Below are 13,043 nucleotides of genomic sequence, written 5' to 3'. Positions count from 1 at the left end.
CCCGAAAGGAAGGACAGCCATGCCCCGACGCCTGCGCCTGACCCGCCGCTTTCCGGTTGCCATGTCCGAGGATGCCTATCGCCGACTGCGCCGTTTCGCGCGCGAGGCCGGGCTCGACGAGGGTGAGGCGCTGTCCTTCCTGTTCGAGCATTTCGACAGCGTGACCGATTCCGAGGTGCTGACCCACCGGCTGCGGCTGTTCAATGCCGAGCTTGAGGAGCGCAAGCGATGAACCCCGGAGGTCGCGCAGGATGGCGAGGGCAGCGTCGTGGGTATTTTTGCCAAGAAGAAGGCAGATGCGCGGCCCCCCGCCCGGACGGCGCCCCCGGTCGATACCGGGGTGGAGGCGCCGGGCGGAGGGTCTTCTCCTTGGGCGGTCATCGGCTCCCCAGCCTGTACCGCGAGTCGCAGACTGGCGCGTTAACGTTAACGCGCGGTTACGGGGCGCGGCCGTGCATTTCTTCTTGGCGAAAATACCCCTGCAACGCTGCCGCCGGGCGCAGCGCCAACCGTTTCTTCCCGACTGCGAGGACACAGAAATGACCGATGCCTATATCTACGACGCGATCCGCACCCCGCGCGGCAAGGGGCGTCAGGATGGCAGCCTGCACGAGGTCACGGCGCTGCGGCTGTCGGCACAGGTGCTCGATGCGCTGGCCGAGCGCAACGGGCTGACCGGCCACGCGGTCGAGGACGTGATCTGGGGCAATGTTACCCAGGTGGGCGAGCAGGGCGGCTGCCTTGCCCGCAGCGCGGTTCTGGCCTCGCGGCTGGACGAACGCATACCCGGCCTGTCGATCAACCGCTTCTGCGCCTCGGGACTCGAGGCGGTGAACCTGGCGGCCAATCAGGTGCGGGCCGGTGCGGGCGCGGGCTATATCGCGGGCGGGGTCGAGATGATGAGCCGCGTTGCCATGGGCAGCGACGGGGCGGCCATCGCCGTCGATCCGGGCCTTGCGATAAAGGCCCATTTCGTGCCGCAGGGCATTTCGGCCGATATCATCGCCACCCGATACGGCTTCACCCGCGATCAGGCTGACGCTCTGGCCGTGGAAAGCCAGCGCCGCGCCGCGCAGTCCTGGGCCGAGGGGCGGTTCGCGCGCTCTATCCTGCCGGTCCGGGATGTGAACGGCCTGACGATCCTCGATCGCGACGAGCATCTGCGCCCCGAGACCGACATGCAGAGCCTGGGCGCGCTGAAACCTGCCTTTCGCGAGATGGGCGAAACGATGCCGGGCTTCGATCAGGTGGCGCTGATGAAATACCCCGATCTTGAACGGATCGAGCATATCCACCACGCAGGAAATTCCTCAGGTATCGTCGATGGTGCCGCCGGTATCCTGATCGGCAGCGCTGAGTTCGGGCAGGCGAATGGCCTGAAACCAAGGGCGAAAATCCTGGCAACGGCCAAGATCGGCACCGATCCGACGATCATGCTGACCGGTCCAGTGCCCGTGACCGAGAAGATCCTGGCCGATGCAAGGATGCAGATTTCCGATATCGACCTGTTCGAGGTGAACGAGGCCTTTGCCGCGGTCGTGCTGCGCTTCATCCAGGCGTTCGGGGTCGATCCCACGCGGGTCAATCCCTGTGGCGGGGCGATCGCGATGGGTCATCCGCTGGGGGCAACGGGCGCGATCATTCTCGGGACATTGCTGGACGAGCTGGAGCGCACCGACAAGGCGACCGGGCTGGCGACGCTGTGTGTGGCCAGCGGCATGGGTGCCGCCACGATCATCGAACGGGTCTGAGGGAGGCTGGGATGGCAGAGTTTCATTACGCGGTGGATGCCGATGGCGTGGCCAGCATCACCTGGGATGTTGCGGGGCGCAGCATGAATGTCCTCAGCCTTGAGGGGTTGAAGGAGCTTGATGCCCATGTCGACGCCGCGCTTGCCGATGAGGCGGTCAGGGGCGTGGTCATCACCAGCGGAAAGAAGGATTTCGCGGGCGGGATGGATCTGAACGTCATCGCCCGCATGCGGGACGAGGCGGGCGACGATCCGGCGCGGGGGCTGTTCGAGGGCGTGATGGCGATGCATGGCGTGCTGCGCAAGATCGAGCGCGCGGGCATGGACGACCGGAACAAGGGCGGCAAGCCGATTGCCGCTGCCCTGCCGGGTACGGCGCTGGGGATCGGGCTGGAACTGCCGCTGGCCTGCCACCGGATCTTTGCCGCCGACAACCCCAAGGCCAAGATCGGGTTGCCCGAGATCATGGTCGGCATCTTCCCCGGGGCGGGGGGCACGACGCGGCTGGTGCGCAAGCTGGGCGCGATGGCGGCGGCGCCCTTCCTGCTGGAAGGCAAGCTGAGCGATCCGAGAAAGGCGAAATCGGCGGGGCTGATCGACGAGGTGGTGGACGATCCGGTGGCGGCGGCAAGGGCCTGGGTCCTGTCGGGTCCGTCCATCGTCAAGCCCTGGGACGAAAAGGGCTACAGGATGCCGGGCGGCGCGCCCTACAGCCCTTCAGGCTTCATGACCTTTGTCGGTGCCAGCGCGATGGTCAATGGCAAGACCAAGGGGGTCTATCCGGCGGCAAAGGCGCTTTTGTCGGCGGTCTATGAGGGGGCGCTGGTGCCCTTTGACACCGCGCTGCGGATCGAGGCGCGCTGGTTCACGCATGTGCTGATGCACCCGTCCTCGGGCGCGATGATCCGGTCGCTGTTCATCAACAAGGAGGCGCTGGAAAAGGGCGCCGTGCGGCCCGCGGGCGTGCCGGACCAGAGCGTGCGCAAGCTGGGCGTGATCGGCGCGGGCATGATGGGGGCGGGCATCGCGCTGGTGGCCGCACAGGCGGGTATCGAGGTGGTGCTGGTCGACCAGTCGCAGGAGGCCGCAGACAAGGGCCGGGCCTATACCGAAGCCCACATGGACAAGGGCATCGCGCGGGGCAAGGCGAGCCCCGAGAAAAAGGCCGAGATTCTGGGCCGGATCACCGCGACGACGGATTATTCCATCCTTTCCGGTGCCGATCTGGTGATCGAGGCGGTCTTCGAAGACCCCGCAATCAAGGCCGAGGTAACGAAACGGGTGCAGGCGGCGGTGGGCGAGGCGTGCATCATTGCGACGAATACCTCGACCCTGCCGATCAGCGATCTGGCCCGCGCTGCCGACCGGCCCGGCGATTTCATCGGCATCCATTTCTTCAGCCCCGTCGACAAGATGATGCTGGTCGAGATCATCAAGGGCCGCGAGACCGGCGACCGCGCCGTGGCCCGGGCGCTGGATTTCGTGCGCCAGATCCGCAAGACGCCCATCGTGGTGAACGACGCGCGCTTCTTCTACGCCAATCGCTGCATCATCCCCTATATCAACGAAGGCATCCGCATGGTCGGCGAGGGCGTGGCGCCCGCGCTGGTCGAGAATGCGGCGAAACTGGTGGGCATGCCGCTGGGGCCGCTGCAACTGGTGGACGAGACCTCGATCGAGCTGGGGGTCAAGATCGCAAGGGCCACGAAGGCCGCGATGGGGGCCGCCTATCCGGATGAGGCGGTGGATGCGGTGCTGTTCTGGCTGGCCGATCAGGGGCGGCTGGGGCGCAAGGCGGGCGCGGGTTTCTATGCCTATGACGAGGCGGGCAAGCGCACCGGGTTGTGGGTGGGGCTTGGCCATTACACGCCCGCTGCACAACAGCCGGAACTGTCCGAAGTGCAGCACCGGTTGTTGTTCGCGCAGGTGCTGGAAGCGGTCCGCGCGCTGGAACAGGGCATTCTGACCGATATCCGTGAGGGCGATGTGGGCGCGATCCTGGGCTGGGGCTTTGCGCCCTGGTCGGGCGGGCCGTTCTCGTGGCTGGACATGATCGGGGCGGGCCGCGCGGTCGAAATCTGCGCCGATCTGGCTGCGCGCCACGGCCCCCGCTTTGCCCCGCCCGCATTGCTGCGCGAGATGGCCGAGCGGGATGAAACCTTCTATGGCCGCTTCGATCCTGCGGCTCAGGCCGCCTGACGCGGACCAAAGCCGGGGTCCGGCGCCGGACCCTGGTCGCCCAACGCCTTGGCAAGCCGCCGCGCGTCATGCGGGGCGCGGGGGCGCAGGTAGTTGCAATCCTCTGCGACCTGCAATTCGCAAAGTCGGTTCAGCGGCACGGTTTCGCCCTCGCCCCGGGCCGGGCAGAACACCAGCGCGGCGCCGTTCGCAAGGGCGATCTCGGGCCGGTCGAACAGGGGCACGATCACCTCGACCGGCATCCCGAGCCGGGGCGCGACGCGCTCGATGCCCAACGCGTCTTCGAGATAGCGCGCGGGCAGAAGCACGAATGGATCGCCGTACAGGTCTTCGGCAAGGTCGGATTCGACCAGAACGCTTTGCTCCGCCAACAGCGTCAGCGGGGTGGAATTGCCCAGCACCCCCGCGGGCACCAGAAGCGGCCAGAGCGGGGCGGGGCAGGGCGTCCAGCCCCGCCACAGGAACCCGCGCTGGACCGCGCGCACCGGCTGCGAGCCATGATCGAAGGTCAGCACCCGGTCGCCCGGCGCCAGCGCCTCGACCGCCCGCCATCCGGTCGTGGTGGCGATCTCGGTCCCCGCGACAAAGCCCGAGGCCAGCCCGGCGATCCCGCGCACCGGCCCGCCCCCGCAAGGTTGTGGTTCGTCCTCGAACCCCGTGGCCGGTTCGCAGCCTTCGAAGGCGATCCTGAATTCCATCTTCCGCTCCCCAGAATGTTGGTGCGGCCCTGGTTTGTCAGGGGCCGTGATCGGGTGGTCTGCCGTCGGCATGCCGGGTCGGGGCCGGCCTGTTCGCTACAGCAACGTTAACCCGGGCGTGCGGACGGCAATTCGGCCCGATTGCGATTGCATTGCGGCGCGCGTGTCGCGGGCTCGCGCAATCGGATGCGTCGCGGGGGCATTGGGGGCCGGTCAGGAACAGTCAACCATGACCGGGCCGCCATCGACCGGCGCGCCGGGCGCAGGAGAATCGGCGCAGCCCGATGCGGCGCAGGGTCTGATCTGCGCGACGGCCCTTTTCAAAGCTGCGCGCCGCGGCCAAACTCCGCGCCGTCCAACGAAGCACCGGGAGGCAAGGAACAATGGGCTGGCTGTCCGACGAAACGGGTCTGGAGAAATGCGCGGCGAATTTCGTGCCGCTGACGCCCTTGTCCTTCCTTGCCCGGGCCTTGCAGGTGTTTCCCGATCACGAGGCCCTTGTCTACGGTGGCCGCCGCTACACCTACCGGCAGTATCATGCGCGGGTGACGCGGCTGGCCTCGGCGCTGGCGGCGATGGGTGTGAAACCGGGCGATGTGGTGGCGACGCTCTTGCCCAACATCCCCGCCCAGGCCGAGGCGCATTTCGGCGTGCCCGCCTGCGGGGCGGTGCTGAACACGATCAACATCCGGCTCGACGCCAATACGGTCAGCTACATCCTGGACCATGGCGGGGCCAAGGTGCTGCTGTGCGATCCGCAATTCATCCCGCTGGCCGCCGCCGCCATCGAGGACATGGAGGGCGAGCCCCCCGTCATCATCGAGGTGGCCGACGATGCCGCAGGCGTGCATGCGATCGGCGAGTATCCCGAATACGAGGATATCCTGGCCAAGGCCGATCCCGATTTCGACTGGATCCTGCCCGAGGACGAGTGGGAAAGCCTGGCGTTGAACTACACGTCGGGCACCACCGGGCGGCCCAAGGGCGTGGTCTATCACCATCGCGGCGCCTATCTGAACGCGATGGGGCAGGTGATTTCCTGGCGGATGACGCTTCATCCGAAATACCTGACCATCGTGCCGCTGTTCCATTGCAACGGCTGGTGCCACACTTGGATGATGCCGCTGGTCGGCGGCACGGCCGTCTGTTGCCGCGACATCACGGCGCGCGCGATCTTCGACGCCATCGCGGACGAGGGCGTGACCCATTTCGGCGGTGCGCCGATCGTTCTGAACATGCTGGTCAACGCCAAGGACGAGGACCGGCGCGAATTTGGCCACCTGGTCGAGGTCTTCACCGCGGGCGCCCCCCCTGCCCCGGTCACGCTGGCCCGGATCGAGCCGATGGGATTCAACATCACCCATGTCTACGGGCTGACGGAAACCTATGGCCCGGCGACAGAATGCACATGGAACAGCAAATGGGACCATGCGCAGGGCGAGGAGCGCGCCGCGCTCAAGGCGCGGCAGGGTGTGGCGATGCCCTTCATGGAACCGGCGCGGGTCTGGGACGAAAAGCACCAGCAGGTGCAGATGAACGGGCAGACGCAGGGCGAGATCGTGTTCCGCGGCAACGGGGTGATGAAGGGCTATCTGAAGAACCCCCGCGCCACGCGCGAGGCTTTCCAGGGCGGCTATTTCCATTCGGGCGACCTGGCGGTGCATCATCCCGACAGCTACCTTCAGATCGCCGACCGGGCCAAGGACATCATCATCTCGGGCGGCGAGAATGTCAGCTCGGTCGAGGTCGAGGGCGTGCTGATGCGCCACCCCGATGTGCTGCTGTGCGCCGTGGTGGCCAAGCCCGACGAGAAATGGGGCGAGGTGCCCTGCGCCTTTGTCGAGTTAAAGGACGGCCACAGTGTCGACGAGGCCACGCTGATCGCCTTTGCCCGCGACCAGCTTGCCGGGTTCAAGACGCCCAAGACGGTGGTATTCCGCGAATTGCCCAAGACCTCGACCGGCAAGATCCAGAAGTTCGAGCTGCGCAAGCTGGCGAAGGAGTTGTGAGATTGTGGCGCGCGCGCTGCGCGGGTATCTCTGGGCGTGATTGCAGGCAACGGACAGGCACGGTCGGCCGCCCATGACGGCGCTCAAGCAGTATCAACGGCTCGAAAGCCCCGGGGTCTGGCGCGAACACGCCGAGGCCCAGCGCCGGAACGTGATCCTGTCCTTCGGCGACGCCTCGCTGGTGGTTGCCGACAGTGCCGACCGGGTGCTGACGCATTGGTCGCTGGCCGCTCTGGACCGGCTGAACCCGGGCGAGATGCCCGCGCTTTATGCCCCCGACACCGACAGCGACGAGACGCTGGAGGTGGACGATCCCCTGATGATCGAGGCGCTGGAAACCGTGCGCACGGCCGTATCGCGGGCCGAACCGCATCCCGGGCGGCTGCGGCTGGCGATCCTTGGTGCCATCGCCGCCGGGATCATGGCGCTGGGCGTGTTCTGGCTGCCGGGCGCGCTGGTGCGCCATACCGTGTCGGTCGTGCCGCTTCAGGTCCGCGCCGAGATCGGGCGCGATCTTCTGGGCCGGGTGACGCAGGTCACCGGCCCGCCCTGCACCCGCCCGGGCGGTGCGCAGGCGCTGGACCGGCTGACCGAGCGGCTTCTGCCCGGCAGCGGGGCGCGTGTCTTCGTGCTGCCCACGGGGATGCCGCGGGCGACGCATCTGCCGGGGCGGATCATCCTTCTGAACCGCGCGCTGGTCGAGGAGCATGACGATCCCAGCGCCGTTGCGGGGTTCATCCTGGCCGAATCCGCCCGCGCCGCGCGGTCCGATCCGCTGGCCATGCTGCTGAAGGAGGCGGGCGTTCTGGCGACCTTCCGGCTGCTGACAACCGGCCACCTGCCCGAGCGCGCGCTTGACCAGCACGCCCGCACCGTGCTGACGGCACCCCCCCGGCCGCTGCCCGACGACGCCCTGATCGAGCGCTTCGCCCGCGCGGGCGTGCCCTCGGCGCCCTATGCCTATGCGCTCGACATCTCGGGCGAGCGGGTGCTGGGTCTGGTCGAGGCCGACCCGATGCGCGGCAAGCTGGCGCCGCCGCTGCTGTCGGATGGCGACTGGGTGCAGCTTCAGGCGATCTGCGGGGGCTGAGGCAGCCCTGCAAAGTGAAACGCCCCGTCCGGGGACGGGGCGCCTCTGTCTTGCTGCTCGATCGTCTTACTTGCGATATTCGAGGTCGAAGAAGCCTGCGCGTTTCAGCCGGGTTTCGGCCCGCGCCAGTGCTGCGGCATCGCGGAAGGGGCCGGCATAGATCACCTGGACGGGCTGGCCGGCGCGCTGCCCGGATGCCCGGCTGACCGGCAGGCCAAGGCCCTGGATCGTCCGGACGGTCGGCCGGGCCGCCGTGTCCGTGTCATAGGCGCCGACTCGCAGAAAGCGGGGCGCCGCCGCGGCCGGGACCGTGGGCTTTGCCAGTTGCATCGGCACCGTATCGGTCCAGACCAGCGCCATCTGGGCATCGCCCCGGGCCGTGCGCGGCCCGCGCTGCGGGTTCAGCCGGTCATCCTCCCACACCGCGCGAAAGCCCGGCGGAATGCGCACCGGCAGGGGCCGGATCGTTGCGTCCATCGCCCCGGTTCCGTTGGCCAGACCGGGTGCGGGGGCCGACCCGAGCGCCGCGCCCAAACCCGCAACCGCGAGGAATGTGCAAAGTCTGGCGCGGATTTCCATGCGATGCCCCACAATATCTAGTCATAGACTGCCAGATCGCCCACAAGTTGTAAAGTGGTTTCCGGCTATCTGGTGCCGAACATCCGGTCGCCCGCATCCCCTAGACCCGGCACGATATATCCGTGTTCGTTCAGGCATTCGTCCACCGCCGCCGTGACGATGGGGACATCCGGATGCGCCTGTCCCATCCGCGCGACGCCTTCGGGCGCGGCCAGAAGGCACATGAAGCGGATATTGTTCGCCCCCGACGCCTTGAGCAGATCGACCGCCGCGGCCGAGGAATTGCCGGTGGCCAGCATCGGGTCCAGCACGATCACCAGCCGGTCTTCCAGATCGGTCGGCACCTTGTAGTAATATTGCACCGGCAGAAGCGTCTTCTCGTCGCGGTAAAGCCCGACATAGCCCACCCGCGCGGACGGCACCAGTTCCAGCACCCCGTCCAGGAGCCCGTTGCCCGCCCGCAGGATCGACACCAGCGCCAGTTTCTTGCCCGCCAGCACGGGGGCGTCCATCTCGCAGAGCGGCGTCTCGATGCGGCGGGTCGTCATTTCCAGTTCGCGGGTGATCTCGTAGGCCAGCAACTGGCTGATCTCGCGCAGAAGCTGGCGGAAGACGGCGGTGGGCGTGTCCTTGTCGCGCATCAGCGTCAGCTTGTGCTGCACCAGCGGGTGTTTGACGATGGTCAGATGCTCATACATCGGCAGGCTCCAGTTTCTTGGCGATCGCGGCGCGGGTGTCAGCGTCGCAGAAGGCGGCGTCCAGCGCCACCCGGTTGATCTGTGCGAAAACGTCCTCGTCCCAGCCGAAGGCATCGGCAAGCCGGTCATATTCGCGGGTCATGCTGGTGCGGAAGAAGGGCGGATCATCGGTCGAGACGGTCAGCTTGACCCCCGCCTTGCGCAGTCGCTCGATCGGGTGCGACCGCCAGTCGGGGTAGAGCCCCAGCGCGATGTTCGACCCCGGGCAGATTTCCAGCACGATGCCGGTTTCGACCAGATGCTCGACCAGCGCGGGATCCTCGATGGCGCGCACGCCATGGCCGATGCGGTCCACCCGCAGATCGGACAGCGCGTCCCGCACCGATTGCGGCCCGCCCCATTCGCCCGCATGCGCCGTCAGCCCCAGCCCCGCCTCGCGCGCCATGTCGAAGGCCCAGGCGAAATCGCGCGGATGGCCTGCGGTCTCATTGCCCGCGATGCCGAAGCCGACGATGAACGGACCTGCGGTTTCGGCGGCGCACAGGGCTGTCTGGCGGGCCTTGTCGGGGCCGAAATGGCGGATGCAGGTGACGATGCCGCGCAGCGTGATGCCATGTGCGGCCTCGGCTGCGGCGGCCGCTTCCTCGATGGCATGCAGATATTCGCGCCAGGCCGTCAGGTCGCGGCCGCCGCAGAAATCGGGCGATAGGAAGGTTTCCAGGTAGACCACGCCCTGCGCGGCCGCCTGTTCCAGAACGGCCGCGGTCAGCCGGGCATAATCGCCGGGGCCTTGCAGCACCGAGGTCGCGGCTTCGTAGATGTCGAGAAACTGGGGGAAATCCCGGCAGAAATAGCCGCCATCAGGACCGAAGATACCCGAAATGTCGACATGCCGGGCACGCGCCATGTCGCGGATCAGCGCGGGCGGTGCGGCCCCTTCCAGGTGGTGATGCAGTTCGATCCTGGGCAGGGCGGTCAGGCTCACAGGAAACTCCGTCCCGGGCCTTGCGCGGGCACGCCCAGATGCGCGGCGATGCTGGCCGCGACATCGGCAAAGGCGACAAGGCCGATTGCGCGGGGGCCGAGCCCCGCGCCCAGCACCGGCACGCGTTCGCGGGTGTGGTCGGTGCCGGGCCATGTCGGGTCGTTGCCATGATCGGCGGTGATCAGGATCAGATCGCCGGGCCGCATCCGGGCGAAGACGCGGGGCAGTTGTGCGTCGAACCATTCCAGCGCGCTTGCATAGCCCGCAACATCGCGGCGGTGGCCATAAAGGCTGTCGAACTCGACGAAATTGGCGAAGGTCAGGCTGCCTTCGGGGGCCTGATCCATCAGCGCGACCCAATGTTCCATCAACTCGGCATCGCTGCCCCTGCGCAGCTCGTCGATGCCGCGCATGGAAAAGATGTCGCCGATCTTGCCGATGGCCTGCACCCGCCGCCCCGACCCCTGCACCCAGTCGCAGAGCGTTGGCGCGGGCGGGGCGCAGGCATAGTCGTGGCGGTTCTGCGTGCGGTTGAAGCCGGTTTCGGGGCTGCCGGTGAAGGGGCGCGCGATGACGCGGCCAACCCGCATCGCGTGCAGGCTGGGTGCGATCGCCTGACAAAGTCGCAACAGCCGGTCGAGCCCGAAGGACTGTTCATGGGCGGCGATCTGGAACACGCTGTCGGCCGAGGTGTAGCAGATCGGCCAGCCGGTCCTCAGATGCTCGGCGCCCAGTTGTGCAATGATCTCGGTGCCCGAGGCGTGGCAATTGCCCAGCGTGCCGTCGGTGCCCGCGAGGGCGCGCAACTCGGCAAGCAGGGCTTCGGGAAAGGCGGGCACCGTGCGCGGGAAATAGTGCCAGTCCCAGGGCACCGGCACCCCCGCCAGTTCCCAATGGCCCGATGGCGTGTCCTTCCCGCGCGAGGTTTCGGTTGCTGCGCCCCATAGGCCCTGCGGCGCGGCGCCCAGCCCCGGCGCGGCTTCGCCGCTGGCCAGCCGGATCGCGGCACCAAGGCCCAGATTATCGAGATTGTGCAAGTTCAATGGGCCAGTCCGGCCGGATTTGGCGGAGCCAGCGGCGCAGGCATGTGCGATATGTGCAAGTGTGTTCGCTCCGGTATCCGGCATGCCATCGCTGAAAAAGGCGCCTGCATCGGGTGCGCCGCCGCAGCCCACGGAATCGATCACCACCAGAAAGGCGCGTGTCACCGCAGGATCCTCTGATGCACCAGCGGGGGGATGTCGGGCACGCTGTCGCCCAGCCGATAGGCCGCCAGCACGGCCCGCGCCGCCGCCTCGGCATCTGCCTCGCAGGAGGCATGGACCAGCGCCAGCGGCTGGCCCGCGCCGATATCCTCGCCCAGCGCGGCCAGTTCCGACAACCCGACCGAGGGGTTGATCCGGTCGCCCTCGCGCCGCCGCCCGCCGCCAAGTGCCACGACCGCCAGCCCCAGCGCCTCGCCATCGATGGCCTGCACGATGCCGCCCTCGTTATCCACCACTTCCTGGATCACGGGCGAGGCGGGCAGCCGGTCGGGCCAGCGTTCGACGAAATCCAGCGGCCCGCCGAGTTCGGCGACCATCTCGCCGAATTTCAGCGCGGCCTCGCCCGATTCCAGCGCCCGCGCGATCCGCCGCGCGCCATCGGCAGAATCGTCCGCCAGCCCGCCCAGCGCCAGCACCTCGCCGCCAAGCGCACAGGTGATGTCCCACAGGGCGGGCGTGACGCCGGTCCCCGTGAGCGTCTCCATCACCTCGATGACTTCCAGCGCATTGCCCGCCGCGCCGACCAGCGGCTGCGACATGTCGGTGATCAGCGCCGTCGTCATGCAGCCCGCCCCCTGCGCGGTCGTGACCAGCGCGCGCGCCAGATCCTCGGCCTCGTCCAGTGTCTTCATGAAGGCGCCCGAGCCGACCTTGACATCGAGCACCAGCGCCTCGAGCCCGGCGGCCAGTTTCTTGGACAGGATCGAGGCGGTTATCAGGTCGATGCTTTCCACCGTGGCCGAGACATCGCGCACCGCGTAAAGCCGCCGGTCCGCAGGCGCGATATCGGCCGAGGCACCGACGATCGCGCAGCCGATCTCGGCGGTGATCGACTTCAGTTCAGACACCGAAACCTGCGTGCGATAGCCCGGAATCGCCTCCAGCTTGTCGAGCGTGCCGCCGGTATGCCCCAACCCGCGGCCCGAGATCATCGGCACATAGGCGCCGCAGGCCGCCAGCGCGGGGGCAAGCACCAGCGACACGCAATCGCCGATGCCGCCCGAGGAATGCTTGTCCAGCACCGGGCCAGGCAGATCCCAGTCCAGCACCTTGCCGCTGTCGCGCATCGCGCGTGTCAGCCCCACCCGCTCGGGCGTGGTCAGGCCGTTCAGCAGCACCGCCATGGCAAAGGCCCCGGCCTGCGCATCGGTCACGGCCCCGCTGGCAAGCCCGCTGGCGAACCAGATCAGGTCGTCCTGGGACAGCGCCTCGCCGTCGCGCACCCTGGCGATGATGCCGCGCGCGTCCATCAGCGCCCGCCCATTTGCGCCGCCGAGAACGCGCCGGGCAGCAGCGCGCCTACGGTCATCACCAGCGTTTCGCCCGACAGCGTCGCCATGGTCACGGGCACGTCCGCTGCGGCGAATTCGGCCAGTTTCTGGCGGCAGCCGCCGCAGGGGGTGACCGGGGCGGGGCCGTCCGCGATGACCGCGACCTCGACGATCTCGCGGCAACCTGCGGCCACCATCGCCGCGATCGCACCCGCCTCGGCGCAGGTGCCTTCGGGCGAGGCGATGTTTTCCACGTTGCAGCCCGCATAGATCGCCCCGTCGGCGCCGCGGATCGCCGCGCCCACCTTGAAGCGCGAATAGGGGGCGTGGGCGTTTTCGCGCACCGCGCGGGCAGCGGATATCAGCGGCATGGGGTTCTCCTTCGGGCTTAATCTGCGGCGGCCCCACGGGGGATGCAAGAGCACATCCCCGCCTGTGCGCTGCGCTGCGCGGGTTTGGATCTTGCGCTATCGCGCCTGCCTGCGTAACAGAATTTCGC

At 68.0% G+C, this 13,043-nt stretch carries 12 protein-coding genes; 5 read left to right on the top strand and 7 right to left on the bottom strand.

The annotated features are described in order from the left end of the window. The first annotated feature begins 19 nt into the window (after positions 1-19). The 3 genes from GH815_RS09850 (at position 20) to GH815_RS09840 (ending at position 3,949) form a co-directional block, all read left to right on the top strand. Positions 20-232 (top strand): hypothetical protein, encoded by a 213-nt coding sequence (locus GH815_RS09850; RefSeq protein WP_153748606.1) that lies wholly within the window; start codon positions 20-22, stop codon positions 230-232. A gap of 307 nt (positions 233-539) precedes the next feature. After that, positions 540-1,751 (top strand): acetyl-CoA C-acetyltransferase, encoded by a 1,212-nt coding sequence (locus tag GH815_RS09845; RefSeq protein ID WP_153748605.1) that lies wholly within the window; start codon positions 540-542, stop codon positions 1,749-1,751. An 11-nt stretch (positions 1,752-1,762) separates the two neighbouring features. Further along, a complete protein-coding gene (locus GH815_RS09840) occupies positions 1,763-3,949 on the top strand; it encodes a 3-hydroxyacyl-CoA dehydrogenase NAD-binding domain-containing protein (protein ID WP_153748604.1) in 2,187 nt (728 codons plus the stop codon). Here GH815_RS09840 and GH815_RS09835 read toward each other — a convergent pair. Continuing rightward, positions 3,937-4,647: a Hint domain-containing protein gene (locus tag GH815_RS09835; protein WP_170290329.1), complete on the bottom strand. Its 711-nt coding sequence runs from the start codon at positions 4,645-4,647 to the stop codon at positions 3,937-3,939. The two genes, GH815_RS09840 and GH815_RS09835, sit on opposite strands and share 13 nt — an antisense overlap. A 383-nt stretch (positions 4,648-5,030) precedes the next feature. Here GH815_RS09835 and GH815_RS09830 point away from each other — a divergent pair, with 383 nt between their 5' ends. Then, positions 5,031-6,656 (top strand): AMP-binding protein, encoded by a 1,626-nt coding sequence (locus tag GH815_RS09830; protein WP_153748602.1) that lies wholly within the window; start codon positions 5,031-5,033, stop codon positions 6,654-6,656. Between the two features lie 73 nt (positions 6,657-6,729). After that, entirely contained in the window at positions 6,730-7,746 is a 1,017-nt protein-coding gene (locus GH815_RS09825; RefSeq protein WP_153748601.1) for a hypothetical protein, read from the top strand. A gap of 66 nt (positions 7,747-7,812) precedes the next feature. On the opposite strand, the gene GH815_RS09820 is transcribed toward GH815_RS09825, so the two are convergent. The 6 genes from GH815_RS09820 to GH815_RS09795 form a co-directional block, all read right to left on the bottom strand. Then, on the bottom strand, positions 7,813-8,223 hold the full coding sequence (locus GH815_RS09820; RefSeq protein ID WP_153748600.1) for an SPOR domain-containing protein: 411 nt from the start codon (positions 8,221-8,223) through the stop codon (positions 7,813-7,815). Between the two features lie 167 nt (positions 8,224-8,390). Then, positions 8,391-9,023: a uracil phosphoribosyltransferase gene (gene upp, locus GH815_RS09815; protein ID WP_153748599.1), complete on the bottom strand. Its 633-nt coding sequence runs from the start codon at positions 9,021-9,023 to the stop codon at positions 8,391-8,393. After that, positions 9,016-10,008, bottom strand: a complete 993-nt coding sequence (locus GH815_RS09810; protein WP_343030775.1) for an adenosine deaminase — start codon at positions 10,006-10,008, stop codon at positions 9,016-9,018. Before GH815_RS09810 ends, upp begins: the two co-directional genes overlap by 8 nt. Then, entirely contained in the window at positions 10,005-11,216 is a 1,212-nt protein-coding gene (locus GH815_RS19190; RefSeq protein ID WP_343030773.1) for a phosphopentomutase, read from the bottom strand. The genes GH815_RS09810 and GH815_RS19190 overlap by 4 nt, the downstream gene beginning before the upstream one ends. Continuing rightward, on the bottom strand, positions 11,213-12,523 hold the full coding sequence (locus GH815_RS09800; protein ID WP_153748598.1) for a thymidine phosphorylase: 1,311 nt from the start codon (positions 12,521-12,523) through the stop codon (positions 11,213-11,215). Before GH815_RS09800 ends, GH815_RS19190 begins: the two co-directional genes overlap by 4 nt. After that, on the bottom strand, positions 12,523-12,915 hold the full coding sequence (locus tag GH815_RS09795) for a cytidine deaminase (protein ID WP_153748597.1): 393 nt from the start codon (positions 12,913-12,915) through the stop codon (positions 12,523-12,525). The genes GH815_RS09800 and GH815_RS09795 overlap by 1 nt, the downstream gene beginning before the upstream one ends. Positions 12,916-13,043 lie beyond the last annotated feature (128 nt).

The sequence above is a fragment of the Rhodovulum strictum genome (genome assembly GCF_009649175.1).
GTDB lineage: Bacteria > Pseudomonadota > Alphaproteobacteria > Rhodobacterales > Rhodobacteraceae > Rhodovulum > Rhodovulum strictum.
This window is presented reverse-complemented; position numbering and strand designations above follow the sequence as displayed.

Coding starts and splice junctions, on each gene's coding strand:
- GH815_RS09850 (WP_153748606.1), top strand. CDS start 20: ATGCCCCGACGCCTGCGCCTGACCCGCCGCTTTCCGGTTGCCATGTCC.
- GH815_RS09845 (WP_153748605.1), top strand. CDS start 540: ATGACCGATGCCTATATCTACGACGCGATCCGCACCCCGCGCGGCAAG.
- GH815_RS09840 (WP_153748604.1), top strand. CDS start 1,763: ATGGCAGAGTTTCATTACGCGGTGGATGCCGATGGCGTGGCCAGCATC.
- GH815_RS09835 (WP_170290329.1), bottom strand. CDS start 4,647: ATGGAATTCAGGATCGCCTTCGAAGGCTGCGAACCGGCCACGGGGTTC.
- GH815_RS09830 (WP_153748602.1), top strand. CDS start 5,031: ATGGGCTGGCTGTCCGACGAAACGGGTCTGGAGAAATGCGCGGCGAAT.
- GH815_RS09825 (WP_153748601.1), top strand. CDS start 6,730: ATGACGGCGCTCAAGCAGTATCAACGGCTCGAAAGCCCCGGGGTCTGG.
- GH815_RS09820 (WP_153748600.1), bottom strand. CDS start 8,223: ATGGACGCAACGATCCGGCCCCTGCCGGTGCGCATTCCGCCGGGCTTT.
- upp (WP_153748599.1), bottom strand. CDS start 9,023: ATGTATGAGCATCTGACCATCGTCAAACACCCGCTGGTGCAGCACAAG.
- GH815_RS09800 (WP_153748598.1), bottom strand. CDS start 12,523: ATGGACGCGCGCGGCATCATCGCCAGGGTGCGCGACGGCGAGGCGCTG.
- GH815_RS09795 (WP_153748597.1), bottom strand. CDS start 12,915: ATGCCGCTGATATCCGCTGCCCGCGCGGTGCGCGAAAACGCCCACGCC.